18 protein-coding genes are annotated in these 18,430 nt (G+C 67.7%); 16 read left to right on the forward strand and 2 right to left on the reverse strand.

The window, feature by feature from the left end; genetic code table 11:
• Positions 1 to 1,457, reverse strand: a 1,457-nt coding sequence (locus tag G6027_RS00440; protein ID WP_182634399.1) for an MDR family MFS transporter, incomplete at its 3' end; no start/stop codon positions are given.
• A complete protein-coding gene (locus G6027_RS00445; protein WP_206682450.1) occupies positions 1,457 to 1,924 on the reverse strand; it encodes a MarR family transcriptional regulator in 468 nt (155 codons plus the stop codon). The genes G6027_RS00440 and G6027_RS00445, both read right to left, overlap by 1 nt.
• Before the next feature lie 275 nt (positions 1,925 to 2,199).
• On the opposite strand from G6027_RS00445, the gene G6027_RS00450 reads away from it, so the two are divergent.
• From G6027_RS00450 to G6027_RS00525, 16 genes are all read left to right on the forward strand, one after another.
• Positions 2,200 to 3,006 carry a GntR family transcriptional regulator gene (locus G6027_RS00450; RefSeq protein WP_182634401.1) on the forward strand — a complete coding sequence of 269 codons (807 nt, stop codon included), beginning with the start codon at positions 2,200 to 2,202 and terminating at the stop codon, positions 3,004 to 3,006.
• Between the two features lie 34 nt (positions 3,007 to 3,040).
• Positions 3,041 to 3,937 (forward strand): oxaloacetate decarboxylase, encoded by an 897-nt coding sequence (locus G6027_RS00455; protein WP_182634403.1) that lies wholly within the window; start codon positions 3,041 to 3,043, stop codon positions 3,935 to 3,937.
• On the forward strand, positions 3,934 to 5,355 hold the full coding sequence (locus G6027_RS00460) for an amidohydrolase family protein (RefSeq protein WP_182634405.1): 1,422 nt from the start codon (positions 3,934 to 3,936) through the stop codon (positions 5,353 to 5,355). Before G6027_RS00455 ends, G6027_RS00460 begins: the two co-directional genes overlap by 4 nt.
• Positions 5,352 to 6,035 carry an isochorismatase family protein gene (locus G6027_RS00465; protein WP_182634407.1) on the forward strand — a complete coding sequence of 228 codons (684 nt, stop codon included), beginning with the start codon at positions 5,352 to 5,354 and terminating at the stop codon, positions 6,033 to 6,035. Before G6027_RS00460 ends, G6027_RS00465 begins: the two co-directional genes overlap by 4 nt.
• Positions 6,036 to 6,270: 235 nt before the next feature.
• The gene (locus G6027_RS00470) at positions 6,271 to 6,657 is read left to right on the forward strand and encodes a cupin domain-containing protein (protein WP_182634409.1); all 387 of its coding nucleotides are present in this window, start codon (positions 6,271 to 6,273) and stop codon (positions 6,655 to 6,657) included.
• Positions 6,654 to 7,514: an MBL fold metallo-hydrolase gene (locus G6027_RS00475; RefSeq protein WP_182634411.1), complete on the forward strand. Its 861-nt coding sequence runs from the start codon at positions 6,654 to 6,656 to the stop codon at positions 7,512 to 7,514. Before G6027_RS00470 ends, G6027_RS00475 begins: the two co-directional genes overlap by 4 nt.
• A 26-nt stretch (positions 7,515 to 7,540) precedes the next feature.
• Positions 7,541 to 8,686, forward strand: a complete 1,146-nt coding sequence (locus G6027_RS00480; protein WP_182634413.1) for a sugar ABC transporter substrate-binding protein — start codon at positions 7,541 to 7,543, stop codon at positions 8,684 to 8,686.
• A 2-nt stretch (positions 8,687 to 8,688) separates the two neighbouring features.
• Positions 8,689 to 10,251 carry a sugar ABC transporter ATP-binding protein gene (locus tag G6027_RS00485; RefSeq protein ID WP_182634415.1) on the forward strand — a complete coding sequence of 521 codons (1,563 nt, stop codon included), beginning with the start codon at positions 8,689 to 8,691 and terminating at the stop codon, positions 10,249 to 10,251.
• A complete protein-coding gene (locus tag G6027_RS00490; RefSeq protein ID WP_182634417.1) occupies positions 10,248 to 11,285 on the forward strand; it encodes an ABC transporter permease in 1,038 nt (345 codons plus the stop codon). The genes G6027_RS00485 and G6027_RS00490 overlap by 4 nt, the downstream gene beginning before the upstream one ends.
• Positions 11,286 to 11,388: 103 nt before the next feature.
• Positions 11,389 to 12,501 (forward strand): Zn-dependent alcohol dehydrogenase, encoded by a 1,113-nt coding sequence (locus G6027_RS00495; RefSeq protein ID WP_182634419.1) that lies wholly within the window; start codon positions 11,389 to 11,391, stop codon positions 12,499 to 12,501.
• Positions 12,502 to 12,583: 82 nt separating this feature from the next.
• On the forward strand, positions 12,584 to 14,065 hold the full coding sequence (locus G6027_RS00500) for an aldehyde dehydrogenase family protein (protein WP_182634421.1): 1,482 nt from the start codon (positions 12,584 to 12,586) through the stop codon (positions 14,063 to 14,065).
• Positions 14,062 to 15,174: an alkene reductase gene (locus G6027_RS00505; RefSeq protein WP_346995578.1), complete on the forward strand. Its 1,113-nt coding sequence runs from the start codon at positions 14,062 to 14,064 to the stop codon at positions 15,172 to 15,174. Before G6027_RS00500 ends, G6027_RS00505 begins: the two co-directional genes overlap by 4 nt.
• A 21-nt stretch (positions 15,175 to 15,195) precedes the next feature.
• Complete coding sequence (locus G6027_RS00510) at positions 15,196 to 15,951, forward strand: SDR family NAD(P)-dependent oxidoreductase (protein ID WP_182634424.1); 756 nt, start codon at positions 15,196 to 15,198, stop codon at positions 15,949 to 15,951.
• The gene (locus G6027_RS00515; protein ID WP_182634426.1) at positions 15,948 to 16,703 is read left to right on the forward strand and encodes an SDR family NAD(P)-dependent oxidoreductase; all 756 of its coding nucleotides are present in this window, start codon (positions 15,948 to 15,950) and stop codon (positions 16,701 to 16,703) included. The genes G6027_RS00510 and G6027_RS00515 overlap by 4 nt, the downstream gene beginning before the upstream one ends.
• Positions 16,704 to 16,763: 60 nt before the next feature.
• Positions 16,764 to 18,185 (forward strand): FAD-dependent oxidoreductase, encoded by a 1,422-nt coding sequence (locus G6027_RS00520; RefSeq protein WP_206682451.1) that lies wholly within the window; start codon positions 16,764 to 16,766, stop codon positions 18,183 to 18,185.
• Positions 18,182 to 18,430, forward strand: a 249-nt coding sequence (locus G6027_RS00525) for a hypothetical protein (protein WP_182634429.1), incomplete at its 3' end; no start/stop codon positions are given. The genes G6027_RS00520 and G6027_RS00525, both read left to right, overlap by 4 nt.

Consider the following 18,430-nt stretch of genomic DNA (forward strand, 5'->3'; position numbering starts at 1 on the left):
GCCGGGTCGGCGAGCGCCTGCACGATCCCGAGAGCCTCGGGGTCCGCCCGCAGCGCCGGGTCGGCCAGGCCCTCCTGCACCCCGCGGGCGAGGCTGCCGTCTGCGCCCGCCTGCTCCAGCTCGCTGGTGATGGAGCCCCCGACCCGGCTGAACAGGATCGACAGGAACACGGCCACCCCTGCGGTGCCGCCGAGCTGGCGGAAGAACGTCGCGGACGCGGTGGCCACGCCGATCTCGCGCGGACTCACGGCGTTCTGCACGATGAGTGTGAGCGGCTGCATGCAGTTGCCCAGGCCGATTCCCAGCACCAGCATGTAGGCCATCACCAGGGTCAGCGAGGTGTCGGCGTCGATGGTCCACAGCAGGAACAACCCGACGGCCGAGATGGCGGTGCCGAGGATCGGGAACTCGCGGACCCGGCCGGTCTTGGAGATGAGCTGGCCCGACACGATCGAGGCGCCCATCATGCCCGCCACCAGCGGCAGCATCATGAGGCCGGATTCCATGGGATCGGCTCCGTGCACGATCTGCATGTACAGCGGCAGGGTCATCATCCCGCCGAACATGGCCATTCCCACGATCACCCCGCCGGCGGTGACGATCGCGAAGGTGCGGTCGCGGAACAGACGCAGTGGGATGAGAGCCTGGTCGCCGGCCCGCGCTTCGACGATGAGGAACAGGCCGATCCCGCCCAGGCCCACGACGTAGCAGGCCAGTGCGGCCGGTGAGCCCCAGCCCCAGGTGTTGCCCTGCTCGGCCACCAGCAGGAGCGGGACCAGTCCGACGACGATGGTGGCCGCGCCCGCCCAGTCCACCCGGTGATCAACGCGGACGTTCTTGACGTTGAGGGTGATCATCACCAGGGTCAGCGCGATGGCGCCGATAGGAACGTTGATGAGGAAGATCCAGCGCCAGCCGTCGATGCCGAAGATCGTCTCCACGCCGGCGAAGAAGCCGCCGACGACCGGGCCGATGACCGAGGACGAGGCGAACACCGCGAGCATGTAGCCCTGGTACTTGGCACGGTCGCGCGGCGGGATGATGTCACCGATGATCGCCAAGGAGAGCGACATCAAGGCGCCGGCGCCCAGGCCCTGGATCCCGCGGTACAGCGCGAGCGTGTACATCGAGTCGGCGAGCGTACACAGCAGGGAGCCGAACACGAAGATCACGATGCCGATGACGAAGAACGGTTTGCGCCCGTAGATGTCCGAGAGCTTGCCGTACAGCGGCGTCGAGATGGTCGAGGTCATCAGGTAGGCGGTGGTCACCCACGCCTGCGCGTCCAGGCCCTGCAGATCGTCGGCGATCGTCCGGATGGCGGTCGACACGATGGTCTGGTCCAGGCTCGCGAGGAACATCGCCGACATGAGGCCGGCGAGGATCACCAGGATCTGGCGATGCGAGAACTCGCCGTCCTCACCTGCCTGGGTCGTGACGGGTGCGCGGTCGGTCATCAGTTCTCCTTGGCGGACGTGAGGGCGTCGATCTCCGCGCGCAGCGATTCGGCGAGCCGGGTCAGTCCCTCGTCGAGGGAGGCAGCCTGCTCGGGTGTCCAGTCGGCGAGCACGCCGGCCATCCACTGGCCTCGTCCGGCGAAGACCCGGGTGACGAGGTCGGTTCCCTCGGACGTGAGGGCGACGACGCTCGCGCGCCCGTCGTCAGGGTCGGGGGCCTTGGCGACCAGGCCGAGGGTCTCGAGGTGACGTACCTGACGACTCACCACAGAGATGTCCGTGTGGACACGGTCGGCGAGGGCGGTGACTCGAGCGGGTTCGTCGTGGATCGCGAAGAGCAGGGGGTGGGTCGACGGCTCGAGCGACTCGTGGAGCCGTGGCGCGGACATGTTCAGTGCCCTGAGCATCTTGACCACCCTGGACAGGTCGACAGCCAGCTTCCCGCCCTGTTCGGCGTCTATCGCCACCCCGACCTCCCCGGTTTCGATTAAATTGCTTGCAGCAAGCAAGCATAATGGCGTGCGCGGAGGGCGGCAACCCGGAGGGCGGCGGCCGGGTCAGGCGGTAGGCCTTCGCCGTGACGGCCCTGCCGGACGGAAGACCACATCGGCGTTAACATCGCCCCTGACCGCTGCGCGCACTCCCGTCCTGCGGCGGGCGCGGATCGCAGGGGGTGCGGCGTGTGGCCCGCCGGAGGCGCACGGCAACTCAAAACACCGCTAACTGTTGACAGTTGACAGAGATGTGCATCACAATAGGTGTGACCTGGACGGCGGTGAGCAGTGGGTTCGAGTACATCCTGCTGATGACCGCCCGGGGAGAGTTGGCTGGTGCCTCCGCGGTGAGAGGGATCGAGTCGAGTAGAGGAGTAGGGATGAAGAAGTCCGCGAGTGCCCCTTTGACCAGGGATGGAACGTTCGCCCGTCGGACCGAGGAGCGGGTTCGGGAGATGATCCTCGACGGCACGCTTCCCCCCGGGGAGCGATTGAACGAGGTGTCGATCGCCGAGGTGCTCGGGATCAGCCGGGGGCCGCTCCGTGAGGCCATCCAGCGCCTGGTGGGCGAGGGCCTGTTGACGATAGTCAGCCACCGCGGGGCGTTTGTGAAGACGTTCGAGCCCGGTGAGGTCGACGACCTGTACGAACTCCGAACCGCTCTGGAGACACACAGCGTCCGCCTCGTCTGCCGAAGGGCGACGGAGGAGGACCTACGGGAGCTCGAGCAGCTGGTCGGGGAAGCGGGGGAGGAGCTGTCCCAGGATCCCGCCCGCCCGTATCCCGCCGACCGGGACCTCCACACCCGCTTGACGTGGATGAGCGGCAACGACGCCCTCGCGGCCGCGACGGTCGAGGTCCAGCGTCAGATCTCCCTCGCGAGGCAGACCTCGGCCAAGAAGCCCGATCGCGCCCGTGAGGCGCTCGCCGAGCACGAGCAACTCGTCGCGGCGATCGTCGACCGCGACGAGGACCGTGCAGCAGAGATCCTGCGACTGCACCTCGACAAGGCACGGAAGAGCGCCGTGGACGCACTGGGGATCACATCCGAATAGCGGCTCAGACGGGCCAGGAAAGGTGCAACAACCCATGACGACAACCAAGAAGTTGCGAGGTCTCCTCACGTCAGGAGGGCTCCCGTTGATGGTGCCGGGTGCACCCAACGCCCTCACCGCCCGGGTGGTGGAGGAGGCGGGGTTCGAGGCCGTGTACGTGACCGGCGCGGGCGTGACGAACTCCTATCTCGGGGCCCCCGACCTCGGGCTCATCACCCTGAGTGAGTTGGTGGGTCACGTCAACGCGATTGCCGACGCCGTGCAGATCCCGGTGGTCGTCGACGGTGACACGGGCTTCGGCAACGCACTGAACGTGCAGCGCACGGTCCGGCTCGTCGAAGGGGCCGGGGCGGCCGCCCTCCAACTGGAGGACCAGGTCAGTCCCAAGAAGTGCGGCCACTTCACCGGGAAAGAGGTCATCTCGGCGGACGAGATGGTCGGAAAGATCAAGGCCGCCGTCGACGCCCGTAGAGACGATGACTTCGTGATCATCGCCCGTACGGATGCCCTGGCCATCGAGGGGATCGACGAGGCGATCGACCGCGCCGGCCGGTACCTCGAGGCCGGGGCGGACGTGCTCTTCGTCGAAGCCCCCCGGGACGTGGACCAGATGCGCAGGATCACGACGAGTGTCCCGGGGATCCACATGGCCAACATGGTCGAGGGTGGACTGACCCCGCTGCTCCCGCGGGAGGAACTGGGTGAACTCGGTTTCGCCGTGGCCCTCTACGCGAACGCTGCCATGCGGGGCGCGGTGGCCGGGATGCGTCAGGTGATGAACCACCTCGCGGAGATCGGGGACACCCGCGACGCCGGCGAGCTGATGATCAGCTGGACGGACCGTCAGGCACTGGTGCGCAAACCCGAGTTCGACGAGCTCGACACGAAGTACGCGGTGGCGCACAACACGGAGAATGGAGCAGTCGTATGACCACGTATGACCTTCGTCTGCACGGCGGCGATGTCTTCCTCAACGGCGAGGGAGTCCGCCGGGTGGACCTCCTCGTCAAGGACGGGACGATCGCGGGGATCGTGTCCCCCGATGTCGAGGTCGAGGCCACTGAGGTCGTCGACCTGAACGGAAAGCTCGTCCTCCCGGGGGCGATCGACCCGCACGTACACCTGGGAAAGGACATCAGGGTCCCCCGTGATCCGGATGACGCCCTCCTGGAGTCCGCGTCGGCCGTGGCCGGCGGCGTCACCACGATGCTGGTCTACCTGATGAGCGGCGACTCCTACTCGGATGTGCTCCCCGGGTCCCGGGACGTCATGTCGCGTGACTCCCATGTCGACTTCGGGTTCCACATCGTCGTCGGCTCCGAGGCGCACTACGAGGAGATGCCGCACTACATCGACGAGTTCGGTGTCTCGAGCTTCAAGTTCTTCATGAACTTCCGCGGTGAGGAAGGAGCGTACCTCGGGCTCCCCGGCAACGACGACGGCTACATGTACGACGTGCTGGGCATGGCCGCCGATCGCGGGGCCATGATCAACCCCCACCCGGAGAACATCGAACTGGTCTGGAAGCTCAAGGGCCGTCCGATCGACGAGTCCCGCGGCCCGTTGCACGCCTGGAACATGTCGAGGCCGTCGTTCGTCGAGGCAGAGGCGGTGCAGAGGGTCTCCTTCATGGCGCAGGTCACCGGTGCCTCCATGTACTCGGTCCACACCAGCAGCTCCCTGGCGCTCGAGGCGGTCCTGCGTCAGCGGGAGTCCTACGAGAACCTCTTCGTGGAGACGTGCACCCAGTACCTCACCCTGACCACCGAGACCGATCCCGGGCCGGGGACCTACGGAAAGGTCAATCCTCCTCTCCGTGAACCGAGGGACCTCGAAGCGTTGTGGACCGGACTGGCGAACGGTGACATCGACACCGTCGGCTCCGATCACAACGCCCGGCACCGCACGCACAAGGAGAAAGACATCTGGAAGGCCAGTGCGGGCTTCCCCGGGGTGGGGGGCGTCCTGCCTCTCACCCTGACGGAGGGGCTGCGCCGGGGCGTCCCGCTCGACCGGCTCGTGAACGTCACGTCCACCCGGTCCGCCCAACTCTTCGGCATGTACCCGAGAAAGGGCACGATCCAGGTCGGATCGGATGCCGATCTCGCGGTGGTCGATCTCTCGGGGGAGACGGTGATCGAAGCGGCGACCCAGCACTCCGCCGCCGAGTACACGCCCTGGGAGGGGACGCGGGTGCCGATGCGGGTCGTCCACACCCTGGTTCGCGGGCACTTCGCGATGCGTGACGGTGAACTGTCCGCGACGACCACCGGCGAGTACATCGAGCGACCCCACAGCGGCGCGGCGGCACTCGCCGAGCTGACCCGTCTCCCGAAGGAGGAGCGATGAACGAGTCCCCGGCAATCGACGACCTCACCCGCCGACGGTACGAGGCCGCGGGCTTCGGCCGGCCGGTCGGCCTGGGCCGTCGTCCCGGCCTGCTCATCATCGATGTGCAGTACCGCACCGTCGGAACCACCCCGATGCCCTTCGACGACGCGCTCGAGGAGTTCCCCACGAGCTGCGGTGAGGTCGGCTGGCAGGCGGTCAGCCACATCGAACGCCTGCTCGCGCTGTTCCGTGCGAAGGGGTGGCCGGTCCTCTACCCCCATGTGGCTCCCAAGAAGGAGTACGACCAGGGCGCCCTGGGGGCGAAGGTCCCCGGCATCATGTCCATCCCGGAGAAGGGCTACGAGTTCGTGGCCGAGGTCGCTCCGCGGGACGGAGACGTCCTACTGCCCAAGCGCCACCCGAGCGCGTTCTTCGGCACACCGTTGGCCAGCTATCTCGTCCAGGCGGATGTGGATTCGCTCGTCGTGACCGGATGCACCACCTCGGGATGTGTCCGGGCCAGCGTCGTGGACGCCTTCTCGTACAACTACAAGGTCGCGGTCCCCTCGGATGCGGTGTACGACAGGAGTCCGACGGTCCACGAGGTCAACCTGTTCGACATGGCCCAGAAATACGCTGACGTATCTACCACCGACGCGCTCCTGAGCGCGCTGGACGGGGTTCCCGCGCGCCACTGACCGCCGGGCCAGTGAGGTGAGGATGACCGGGGCCGCGGCCGTGAGTCGGAATCGCCGCAGGTAGATGGTGTTTCGTCCGCGTATCCGGCCCGGCCGGGGTTTAACACGATGGAAACCGCGTGCGACCAGAAAACTGTTGACAGTTAGCAGACGACAGAATAATGTGGGTTCCGTCACAAAGGGCGGTCCGCAGTGGCAGCCCGTACGGGTGCCTCAATGGAACAGGAGAGGTCCGATGAGCTCGTTTCGAGCACGATGGGACGACCTTCCCGAGAGGGAAGTGCTTACCAACAATTTCCGTACCGCGATGACCGGCAAGGAGACCGGCGTCAACCGGATCCGCTGGATCCACCCGACCGTCGTCCCCACCCACTCCCACCCGGATTGCGAACAGACGGTGATCGTCACCGAGGGAAAGATCATCTTCACCGTCGAGGACGACGAGTTCACCCTCGAGCCGGGGGAGATCGCCATTCTTCCCCGCAATGTTCCGCACGGCGGGCGCAGCATCGAGGGAGAGGCGGAGTTCATCGAGATCTTCGCCCCCACCCGCATCGAGAACCTTCTCGGCTTCGTCGGGTCCTCGTCTATGCCCGATCCGGACGAGGTGACGGGCGCATGAGCGTGAAGCAGGTCAGTCCCCACGTCCACGTGGAGACCGCGTACCTGGGCTCCAACAACTCGATCATCGTGGGTACGGACGGGGTCGCACTGGTCGACACCCCGCACAAGCCGACCGACGCCCAGGCATGGCGACGGGTCGTGGACGGCTTCGGGGCCACCCGCTTCGTGGTCAACACCGACCATCACCCCGATCACACCATCGGGAACTTCTGGATGGGTGGAGAGGTCGTCTCGCACCGAGGAACCCGCGACCGGCTCCTGCGGGATGCGCCCACCGAGGAGTACCTGCGGGACCTGTTCGAGGTCATCGACCCGGACGCGGTGGATCTGCTCCCGTCCTATTCCGTGCGCGTCCCCGAGGTGGTGTTCCAGGATCGTCTCGATCTGCACCTGGGTGATGTCCATCTCGAACTCCGATTCCAGCCCGGGCACACGGCGAACAGCCTCCTCGCCTATCTCCCCCAGGACGGCGTGATCTTCACCGGGGACATCGTGTGCGAGTCCAGCCTCCCGTCGTTCCAGGACTGCCGCCTGTGGGACTGGTTCGACGCGATCGACGCCGTCGAGTCCTACGACTTCGACGTCCTCGTCCCCGGACACGGCGAGGTCACCGACCGCACCGCGGTCGAGCGGTACCGCCAGTGGGGACGGGACGTGGCGGGAGAAGTCGCCGCCGCGATCGACGCCGGACAGACCCTCGAGCAGGCCTGCGACGAGATCCGATTCGAGGATCTGATCCACGTCGGCAACGAGGACTACACCGGCTATCCGGATCCGCTGATCGAGATGTTCCAGCGCAACTCGATCGCCCGCATCTACCACGACCTTTCCGAGCGGCCCGAGCTCGCCCGGTAACAACCCCCTCGACTGATGGAGTAGTCATGAAGATCAGTAAGTCCATGGTGGCTGTCGCAGCCGCCGCCACCCTCGTCCTCGCCGGATGTGGATCCGATTCCGGGACGGACGGCGGATCATCCGAGGCGTCCGCCGAGGGCGTGGCCCTCGCTGAGGAAGCAGCAGCAATGGTCGACGAGTACCGGAGCGTTCCGACCCCTGACGACCTCGGCGACTCGATCGACATCAGTGAGCTCGAGGGCGAGAGGATCTTCAGTATCCCGATCGACAGCGGTGCTGAGTTCTACGCCGACGGCGAGGCCGCGATGGCAGCGGTCGCCGAAGAAGCCGGCGTCGAGTATGTGACGTTCCCGTCGGACGGCACACAGACGTCGTACCAGCAGGGTATCCAGCAGGCGATCAACTCGGGCGCCGGTGCGATCCTGCTCAACGGACCACTGCCCGAGACCCTCGGTCCGCAGATCGACGCCGCCCGGGAGGCAGGGATCCCGGTGGTGCCGCTGCACATCAACGACATGGACTCGGGGGTGTCTGACGGCCTCGAGTACGAGGCCTTCGCGCCGTTCAACCTCGCCGCGCGACTGATGGCGCTCGACGCCATCGCCCATCACGAGGGCGTCCCCGTCAACGCACTCATCATCCAGTCCTCGGAGACCGGTCCGGCCGAGGGCATGGTGCAGACGATGCAGGAGACGCTCGACGAGTACGGGCCCGAGGGGTCCAAGGCCAGTGTGATGAACGTGGCCGTCCCGCAGTGGTCGACCCGGATCCAGGACGAGGTCCAGTCGAACCTGCTCAGGGACCCGGCGATCAACGCCGTGCTCCCCATCTACGACAACATGGCGACCTACGCGGCCCCCGGCATCCAGCAGGCCGCCGCCGGCCGTGACGTGCCCATCTTCACCTTCAACGGCACTCCGTCGATCCTCCAGATGGTCGCCGACGGGACTGTCGCGATGAACGTGGCCGAGAACCCGGACTGGGTCGCCTTCGTCAACATGGACACCGTGTTCCGGGCGATGCTGGGTGAGGAGCCCATCGAGGGCGTCTCCGGACCGGTCCGCGTCATCGACGAGACCAATGTGGACGAGACCGGCGATCCGCCGCGCAGTGGCGAGGGCTTCGGCGACGAGTACCGCGACGCCTACCGCGAGCTGTGGGGACTGAGCTGATCATGACCGCCCAGCAGCCCCCCTCCGGGTCCTCCGATCCGACACCTCTCCTCGATATCCGCCGACTCACCAAGTCGTTCAACGGCGTCTCGGCGTTGAGCGGGGTCGACCTGGCGATGTATCCCGGGGAAGTGCACGGTCTCCTCGGTGCGAACGGCAGCGGGAAGTCGACCCTGATCAAGGTTCTCGCCGGGGTGTACGACGCCGATGGCGGCGAAGTCACGGTGCACGGGACCCGGGTGTCGACCCCGTTCGGTGCCCGCGGTCTCCGGGATCACGGACTGGGGTTCGTCCATCAGGATCTCGGGCTGGCCCCGTCCGGAACCGTGCTGGAGCACATGGCCCTGGATTCCGGTGGAACCTCGGTGGGGCTCACGCGGGTGCCGTGGGGCCAGGAACGAGAGCGGGTGAGTGAACTCCTCGATCGGTTCGGGATCGACATCCATCCGGACGCGACGATCGACATGCTCACTCCCGTCCAGCGCGCCATGCTGGCCGTCGTCCGGGCGGTGGGCGGGCAGGAACTCAAGTCGGAACCGGGGCGGCCCCAGATCCTGGTCCTCGACGAGCCCACGGTGTTCCTCCCGCGCCATGAGGTGGACGTGCTCTTCGCCGTCCTGGATCGCCTGCGAGACCGTGGTGACGCGGTGTTGCTCGTGTCCCACGATCTCGACGAGATCCTGCAGGTCACCGACCGGGTGACCGTCTTCCGGAACGGGGAGCTCGCCGGGACCCGGGAGACCCGGGGAGCCACGAGAGACGATCTGGTGAGCTTGATCCTGGGCTCCAAGGCGGAACACCTGACCAAGCACGACGCCGTCATCGATTCCGGCGCCGCGCCCGTGTTGGCGGCCCGAGCCCTCACGGGCACCAGGGTGCACAACCTCGACCTCGAGGTCTACGCGGGTGAGGTCGTCGGGGTGACGGGACTGGCCGGTTCCGGGACGGAGGAACTGCCCGACCTGCTCTTCGGGGCCAAGGCGGCCACGTCCGGATCTGTGGAGCACCAGGGTGCTCAAGTGCACCACCCCACCCCGGCGCGATCGATGGACGCGGGGGTCGTCCTCATCCCCGCGAACCGCAAGGAACAGGGCGGCTCACTGGAGCTCAGCGTCCTGGAGAACATGTCCCTGCCCTTCCTCGGTCGGCGCGCGCGCGGTGCACTGATCGACTGGGCGGGCCTCCGTCGACAAGCCGACGACACCCTGAAGCGCCTCCAGGTGAAGCCTCAGGACTCCTCGGCGATGTTCGGGCACCTCAGCGGCGGTAACCAGCAGAAGGTCCTCATCGGAAAGTGGATGGACACCCAACCGACGGTCATGCTGCTCAACGAGCCGACGCAGGGCGTCGACGTGGGTGCCCGGCGCGAGATCTTCAAGCTCGTCCGCGAGGCCACCCAGAAGGGCATGGCGGTGCTGTGCGCGACAACGGACTACGAACAGCTCGTCGAGATGGCTGACCGCGTCGTAGTCCTCGACCAAGGAGAGATCCGAGCAGAACTGCGCGGAGATCACATCACCAAGGACGCCCTCGCGTCCGCCGTCTATTCGGAGGAAGTGGCATGACCGCCTCGGAGAAGAACCACGCGGGAACGGCGACCGCACCACGGTCGACATCGCAGGCGGTCAAGCGACCGGCCCAGCCTGAGCGCTTCGCGCTCCTGGGAGTGTGGGTCGTCCTGATCATCGCGTTCAGCGTCCTGGAACCCGATCTGTTCCCGACGACCGCGAACGTCGCCAACATGCTCGGCTCACAGGTGGTCCTGCTGATCCTGGCGCTCGGACTCGTGTTCCCGCTGCGTGCGGGCGACTTCGACCTGTCAGTCGCGACCACCCTGAACATGTCGATGGTGTTGGTGGCCGTCCTCAACGTCAAACAGGGCTGGAACATCTGGGCAGCGGTGCTCGTCGCCATACTGGCGAGCCTGGTCGTCGGGGTGATCAACGGATACATCGTCACCAAGTTCGACATCCACTCCTTCATCGTCACCCTCGGCGTGGGGACCGTGGTCCAGGGATTCATCTACTTCATCTCGGGTTCGGTCACGATCAGCGGTATCGATCGCGAGCTCACGGACGCGGTGCTCTTCCGGCCGTTCCTGTCGGTCCCGATCGGCTTCTACTACGCGGTGATCCTGTGCCTGCTGGTCTGGTACATCTTCGACCACTCGGCCTTCGGCCAGCGGCTCCTCTTCGTCGGTCAGGGCAGCGAGGTCGCCCGCCTCAACGGCGTGAACGTCAACGGTCTGCGCTGGCGTGCACTCATCATCTCCTCGGGATTCGCCGGTCTCGCCGGCGTGGTCTACGCGGGTAACACCGCGAGCGCGGACCCCGTGTCCGGCGCGGCGTTCCTTCTCCCGGTCTTCGCCGCCTGCTTCCTCGGGTCCACGGTCCTCAAGATCGGCCGCTTCAACCCGTGGGGCACGTTCATCGCGGTGTACTTCCTTGTCACCGGCATCACCGGGCTGCAGCTCCTCGGCGCGCAGCAGTACGTGCAGGAGCTCTTCTACGGCGGCGCCCTGGTGATCGCGGTGATCCTGTCCAAGGTCATCCGCACCCGCGGTGAGCGGATCCGCAGGACACAGGTCCAGAACGCGTAGTCACACCACCGTCCACCTCGGGCCGAGTTCGGCCCGGCGTCCCCGGCACTCGGGACGGCGCGACACCACCGGCCTCCGGTCGGCAACGGAAAGGGAACCAAAAATGAAGGCACGCGGAGCAGTAATCCACCAGGTCGGCGGACAGTGGGAGGTCCAGGACCTCGAGGTGAGTGAACCCGCCGAGGACGAGATCCTCGTCAAGGTGATGGCCAGTGGCCTGTGCCATTCCGACGACCACTTCGTCACCGGCGACATCCCGGTGAACCTGCCCATGGTCGGTGGGCACGAGGGCGCCGGCATCGTCGAGAAGGTCGGCTCCCGGGTCACCCGGGTCAAGCCAGGCGACCACATCGCCACGCTGTTCATCCCGGCCTGTGGTGTGTGCAAGTACTGCGTCCGTGGCCAGAGCTACATCTGTAACAACGGCGCGGGCATGGAGACCGGAATGGCGATGGACGGCACCGCCCGGTTCCACGACACCGACGGAAATCCGATCGGCGGTGTGACCCGGCTGGGGTCGTTCTCCAACTACCTCGTCTGCCACGAGACACAGGCGGTCAAGCTGCCCGACGACATCCCGTTCGACCTCGCATGCCTGGTCTCGTGTGGTGTGGCGACCGGCTATGGTGCCGCCGTCAACGCGGCGCCGGTCCGTCCCGGAGACGTCGTCCTGGTCATGGGACTGGGTGGCGTCGGCGCGAACGCGGTCCAGGGCGCCAAGCACGCCGGAGCCGATCACATCATCGTGGTGGACCCGGCCGAGAACAAGATGGAGCTCGCCGCGGACTTCGGCGCGACGGCGGCGTTCACCTCCATCGACGAGGCCCGCCCGCTGATCGCGCAGCTGACCAACGGACAGGGCGTGGACGTGACCATCGTCACGGTCGGCCGGGTCGACGGCGACATCATCGGCGAGGGATTCGACACCGTCGGCAAGGCCGGCAGCCTCGTCCTGGTGTCCGTGGGCTCGCACGAGCGCTCGCTGAGCGTGAGCCCCCAGGACATGACGAACCTCGCCAAGTCCATCAAGGGCGTCATGTACGGCAACTGCCGTCCCCTGGGCGACATCCCGAGGCTCTTCGACATGTACCGCACGGGCAGCATCAAGCTCGACGAGCTGGTGACGACCCGATACAAGCTGGACGACATCAACCAGGCCGTCGAGGACATGCACGCCGGCCGCAACATCCGAGGCGTCGTCGTCCACGAGCACTGAGAACGGGCCCACTCCGGACCGGGGTGAACCGTCCCCGCACACCGCGACCCGGTGGCACACACGCAGCTACGTAAGGAATGTGATGACGACTTCGCAGAACCAGCCCGACGCCAGCATGCCGATCGAACACACCCGCCTGCACATCGGCGGGGAATGGGTGGACGGTCTCGCTGGCGCTGAGTTCGACACCGTCAATCCCGCCACCGGCGAGGCGTTCGCCAAGGTGGCGGAGGGCCGTGCCGAGGACGTCGACCGGGCCGTCAAGGCGGCTCGGGAGGCGTTCGAGAACGGGCCGTGGTCGAGGATGAAGCCCAAGGAGCGCGCCGCCGCGATCTGGCGACTCGGCGACCTGCTCCTGGCCGACGCCGAGGAGATGGCGCGGGTGGAGACCCTCGACCAGGGCAAGCCGTACCTCGCAGCGCGCGACGGGGACATCCCCACGGCCGCCGGCCTCTACCACTACATGTCCGGCTACGCGACCAAGATCGAGGGCGAGACGATCCCGATCTCCGCTCCGGGCGAGTACCACACCTACACGCGGCGCGAGCCCCTCGGCGTCGTCGGCCTGATCGTGCCGTGGAACTTCCCTCTCGTGATCACCGCGTGGAAGCTGGCGCCGGCCCTCGCGGCGGGCAACACCGTGGTGCTCAAGCCCGCTGAGGCCACCCCGCTCTCGGCGCTGCGCCTGGCCCACCTCGCACTCGAGGCCGGGATCCCGCCCGGGGTCCTCAACGTGGTCAACGGTTTCGGTCCGACCGCGGGGCAGGCGATCTCCGAGCACCCGGGGATCGACAAGGTCTCGTTCACCGGCTCGACGGCCACGGGGCGCAGGATCCTCGACGCCGCGGGCGGCAACCTCAAGCGCGTCACCCTCGAACTCGGTGGCAAGAGCGCGAACATCATCTTCCCGGACGCGGACCTGGACAAGGCCATCGCCGGCTCGGCCAACGCGATCTTCTACAACGCGGGACAGGCGTGCGCCGCCGGTGCGCGGCTGTACGTCCACGACGACGTGTACGACCGGGTCGTGGAGGGCCTGGTCGCGAAGGCAGAGGCGATCACGGTCGGCGACGGGTTCGACCCCACCAGCGAGATCGGACCCGTGGCCAGCAAGACCCAGTTCGACACCGTCTCGTCCTACCTCGAGGTCGGGCGCTCGGAGGGCACCGTCCTCACCGGCGGTTCGCGCAAGGGCGACCGCGGGTACTTCATCGAGCCCACCGTCCTCGCGGATGCGGGCCAGGACTCGAGGATCGTCAAGGAGGAGATCTTCGGGCCGGTGGTGGTGGTGTCGCGGTTCAGCTCGGAGGAAGAGGTGGTCGAACTCGCCAACGACACCCGGTACGGGCTTGCCGCCGGGATCTGGACGGGCAGCGTCGGACGGGCGCATCGTGTCGCCGCGAAGCTCCGGGCGGGCACGGTATGGGTCAACACCTACGGGATCTTCGACCCGAGCATGCCCTTCGGAGGCATGAAGGAGTCGGGCTGGGGCCGGGAGATGGGTCACGAGGTCCTGCACGACTACACGGACCTCAAGACCGTGTGCGTGGACATCGCCGAGTGAACGGGACCGGTGAGATCGTGAACGCACAGGCCACGGAGTCGTCTCTCCTGTTCGAACCGTGGCAACTCGGTCGTATCGAGCTGGCGAACCGCGTCGTGATGGCTCCGATGACGCGCAACAGGGCGGACCGCGACGGGGTGCTGCCGGACTCGGCGGTGACCTACTATCAACAACGCGCCGGCGCGGGGCTCATCGTCTCGGAGGCCGCCCAGCCCTCTGCGGCGGGGCAGGGTTACCCCGGGACGCCGGGGATCCACGACGACCGTCAGGAAGCGCAGTGGGCGAAGATCGCGGACGCTGTGCACGCCAGGGGCGGCGCGATCTTCTGCCAGCTCATGCACACGGGGAGGATGAGCCACGAGAGCTTCATGCCGCCCGGTGCGAAGGTGGTCGCGCCGAGCCCGGTCCGCGCTGAGATCGAGGTCGAGACCATCGACCGCGTGATGGTGCCGGCCCCCGTGCCGACCGAGCTCGACCAGGACGGGATCGACGGGATCATCCGGGACTTCGCCGACGCCTCCGAGCGGGCCGTGCGCGCCGGGATGGACGGAGTAGAGATCCACGGGGCCAACGGTTACCTGCCCCACCAGTTCCTCTCCCCGGGGACCAACCACCGCACCGACGCCTACGGGGGCAGCCCCGAGGCCCGGTCACGGTTCGTGGTGGAGCTGCTGCGGGCGGTCTGTGACCGGATCGGTCACGACCGGGTGGGTCTGCGGATCTCGCCCGGAGGCCAGTTCAACGACATGGCGGACAAGGGTAACGACGAGACGTACCTCTCGCTGATCGACCAGATCGACGAACTGAGGATCGCCTACCTGCACACGTTGCGCCGCCGGTCGACGCCGCTGCACGAGCAGCTCCGCGGACGGTGGAGTACCACCTACATGTTGAACACCGGATTTCACGGGCCCAGCGAGCGGGAGGACATCGAGCCTCTCCTGGAGGCCGGGCAGGCCGACCTGGTGAGCGTCGGCAGGCTGTTCATCTCGAACCCGGACCTGCTCGACCGGTGGAGGCGCGGGATCGAGCGGGTGGAGTGGGACGAATCCACCTTCTACACCGGCGGCGACAGAGGGTACATCGACTACCCGGCAGTACAGCACTAACGACCTCGTCAGGAGAAGACCATGTCCGAACAGAGAACGATTCCGGCCCCACTCGGCGGCAAGGTGGTGGTGGTGACCGGGGCGGCATCCGGAATCGGTGCCACCGCGGTCGAGGTCCTCCGCGCGCAGGGTGCCACCGTCGTCGGGTGGGATCTGGCGGGTACTCCCGAGGCAGGCCCGCTCGACCTCACCGACCCCGCCTCGGTGCAGGCGGCCGCGCAGGCCGTGCTCGCCGAGCACGGTGCGGTGGACGCGCTGGTCAACTGCGCCGGGGTGATCACCGAGAACCTGCCGTTCGAGCGCGTCGACCCGCAGGATTTCCTCAAGTGCTTCAACGTCAACGTGATGGGCATCGTCCATGCCAGCCAGGCGCTGCATCCGGCGTTGGCGGCCGCAGGAGGTGCGATCGTCAACATCGCCTCGCAGGCGGCTCTGGTGAGCCTGCCCGACCAGTCGGCCTATTCGGCGTCCAAGGGTGCCGTCGCGGCGCTCACGCGGTCGATGGCGATCGACTGGGCCCCGGCGGGCGTCCGGGTGAATGCCATCTGCCCGGGCTTCACCCTCACCCCCATGGCCAAGCAGCAGATGACCCCGGAGTTGGACGCCGCCGTCTCACGCCGGGTGCCGTTGGGGCGGATGTTCGAGACCGAGGAGATCGGCGCGGTCATCGCGTTCCTGGCCTCTCCCGCGGCCTCCGCCGTCACCGGTGTCGTCATGCCCGTCGACGGCGGCTGGACCGCCGGTGAGCCGGCGCTCCCGATGGGTGGTGCGGAATGAGTGATCGTGGCACCGCCTACGTGTCGGGGGCGAGTTCGGGGATCGGTCGGGGAGCGGCGGTGCGCCTGGCGGCGGACGGCTACCGGGTCGTTCTGCTGGGCAGGAACGAGGACAGGCTCGCCGAGGCGGCCGCGGAGTGCGGTGAGGACGCCCGCTACGCGGCCTTCGACGTGACCGATCCCGCCGCGGTCGGCACAATGCTGCCCGCGCTGATCGACGAGCACGGACCGCCCACGGCCGTGCTGCACAACGCCGGGCAGACGATCGTCGGTGCGTTGGACCAGCTCACGCCCGATGAGTGGCAGCGCCAGATGGACGTCAACCTCACCAGCATCTACGCGTTGAACCGGCATCTGTGGCCTGCGATGGTCCCGGGCGGGGGCAGCATCGTCCTGGTGGCCTCGACCGCGTCGTTCGCGGCGTTCCCCCAGGACGCCGCGTATGTGGCCTCCAAGGGAGCCGTGCTGGCCCTCACCAAGGCGATGGCCCTCGACGGGGCCCCCCACGGCATCCGCGTGAACGCCGTGTGCCCCGGTTTCATCCTGACCCCCAACCTCCAGGGCTTCTTCGATTCCCAGGACGACCCGTCCGGGGCTGCCGGCGGCGCCGCCGCTGCCGCCCCGTTGGGCCGGATGGGGAGTCCGGAGGACGTCGCCGGGGCGATCTCCTTCCTCTTCTCACCCGACGCGGCCTTCGTGACCGGTACACCGATCCTGGTCGACGGCGGCCTCATGGCGAGGGTGCCCGGATAACCGGCGGGAACGGCGCGCACGGCCGGCGGTCGTGACGTCCGGACAACATTCGATTCACCGATGCAGAAAGCAACAGGTTCCGTTCAGATGGTCACAGAGGTCTCATCCCAGTCCGACGTCGACGCCGAGGTCGATATCGACGTCGTGGTCGTCGGAGCAGGCGGAGGCGGTCTGACCGCGGCCCTCGCGGCCGCGGACTCCGGCGCATCCGTGGTCGTCCTGGAGAAGCTCGACGTTCCCGGCGGCAACACCGCGCTGTCCACCGGATCGGTGCCGGGCGCCGGTACCCGCCAACAGAGCGAGGCGGGAGTGGAGGACGACGCCGAGCGGATGACGGCGGACCTCCTCCGGCAGAGCGGACCGCACGAGGCCGAGCATCTGACCAGACGACTGGCCCGGTCGTCTGGTGGGCTGGTGGACTGGCTCGTGGACACGCACGGTGTCGACCTCAAGCTGATCATGGAGTACAAGCACGTCGGCCACTCGGTCAACCGGCTGCACGCCCCGCCGTCCCGTCGCGGTCAAGACCTGGTGGACGACCTGGTGGCCGCGTGCGGCCGTGCAGGTGTCGAGGTGGTCACCGGTAATCCCGTCGCGGGTCTGCTCGTGGAGGACGGTGTGGTGCGCGGCGTCCGGGTGGCCGGGGATCGGGTGCAGGAGTACACACTGCGCTCGCACGCGGTCATCCTGGCCGCCAACGGGTTCGCGGCCAACCGCGCCCTCGTGGGTGAGTGGGCACCGGAACTCGTCGGGCTCGAGTACTTCGGTGCACCGGGATCGACGGGGGAGGCGATCGAGTGGGGACTGGAGCTCGGCGGTGAACTCGAGAACCAGCAGGCCTACCAGGGATACGCCGCGGTGGCATACCCGTACGGCAACATCCTGTCCTGGACCACGGTGGAGAAGGGCGGGGTGCTCATCGACTCGACCGGTAGCCGGCTCGGGGACGAGATCGTCGGGTATTCCGGCTTCACCACCGAGGTCCTGGCGGGTCAGGGGCCCATCTGGGCGGTGTTCGACACCCGGATAAGGGATGTGACCTCGCTCGAGGACGAGTTCCGCGACCTCGTCGAGATGGGCGGTGCCAAGGAGTGTGCGACGACCACCGAGCTCGCCGCGGTGACGGGCGCACCTGAGGACGCGCTGATCCGGACACTCGAGAGCTACGAGGCGGCCGCGCGGGGAGAGCGCGCCGACGAACACGGACGGAGTGAGTTCGCCATGGCGCCGCTGGAACCCCCTTATGTGGCGGCCCGGGTGACCCCGGGGTTGTTCCACACTCAGGGCGGGCTCCGGATCGACGACGAGGGGCGAGTGCTGCGTGCTGACGGCTCCACCATCCCGGGTCTGCTCGCCGTGGGTGGCGTCGCGGCCGGGGTGAGTGGTCGGAGCGGAGGACGCGGGTACTCGTCGGGCAACGGGTTGCTCACGGCGATCGGTCTGGGTCAGCTGGCAGGTGCCGCCGCGGCGGCCACCAGATGAGCGGCGCTCCGGGGTGGTTCGAGTGGCGTGACCACCTCGCCGACCGGCTGTCGGGTGATCCGGTCGGCGGCGACCCCCGGCTCAGGCGCAAGGCCGCGCTGGTACTCGTCGACGACCTCGCCGCGATGGTGTTCGGTCGACAGCACGACGAGATCCGGACCTTCGCCGACGCGATGTCCCGTGGTGACGTGCGCGGCGAGGCGACAGTCGTCGCGGGTGGCCGCGCCCCGCGCGAGCGGGCCGCA

Source organism: Dietzia sp. SLG310A2-38A2, assembly GCF_014145095.1.
GTDB lineage: Bacteria > Actinomycetota > Actinomycetes > Mycobacteriales > Mycobacteriaceae > Dietzia.

Excerpts from the sequence above, each read along its gene's own strand:
- G6027_RS00495 (WP_182634419.1), top strand. The coding sequence starts at position 11,389 with ATGAAGGCACGCGGAGCAGTAATCCACCAGGTCGGCGGACAGTGGGAG.
- G6027_RS00480 (WP_182634413.1), top strand. The coding sequence starts at position 7,541 with ATGAAGATCAGTAAGTCCATGGTGGCTGTCGCAGCCGCCGCCACCCTC.
- G6027_RS00475 (WP_182634411.1), top strand. The coding sequence starts at position 6,654 with ATGAGCGTGAAGCAGGTCAGTCCCCACGTCCACGTGGAGACCGCGTAC.
- G6027_RS00520 (WP_206682451.1), top strand. The coding sequence starts at position 16,764 with ATGCAGAAAGCAACAGGTTCCGTTCAGATGGTCACAGAGGTCTCATCC.
- G6027_RS00450 (WP_182634401.1), top strand. The coding sequence starts at position 2,200 with ATGTGCATCACAATAGGTGTGACCTGGACGGCGGTGAGCAGTGGGTTC.
- G6027_RS00460 (WP_182634405.1), top strand. The coding sequence starts at position 3,934 with ATGACCACGTATGACCTTCGTCTGCACGGCGGCGATGTCTTCCTCAAC.
- G6027_RS00510 (WP_182634424.1), top strand. The coding sequence starts at position 15,196 with ATGTCCGAACAGAGAACGATTCCGGCCCCACTCGGCGGCAAGGTGGTG.
- G6027_RS00515 (WP_182634426.1), top strand. The coding sequence starts at position 15,948 with ATGAGTGATCGTGGCACCGCCTACGTGTCGGGGGCGAGTTCGGGGATC.
- G6027_RS00490 (WP_182634417.1), top strand. The coding sequence starts at position 10,248 with ATGACCGCCTCGGAGAAGAACCACGCGGGAACGGCGACCGCACCACGG.
- G6027_RS00455 (WP_182634403.1), top strand. The coding sequence starts at position 3,041 with ATGACGACAACCAAGAAGTTGCGAGGTCTCCTCACGTCAGGAGGGCTC.
- G6027_RS00465 (WP_182634407.1), top strand. The coding sequence starts at position 5,352 with ATGAACGAGTCCCCGGCAATCGACGACCTCACCCGCCGACGGTACGAG.
- G6027_RS00500 (WP_182634421.1), top strand. The coding sequence starts at position 12,584 with ATGACGACTTCGCAGAACCAGCCCGACGCCAGCATGCCGATCGAACAC.
- G6027_RS00485 (WP_182634415.1), top strand. The coding sequence starts at position 8,689 with ATGACCGCCCAGCAGCCCCCCTCCGGGTCCTCCGATCCGACACCTCTC.
- G6027_RS00470 (WP_182634409.1), top strand. The coding sequence starts at position 6,271 with ATGAGCTCGTTTCGAGCACGATGGGACGACCTTCCCGAGAGGGAAGTG.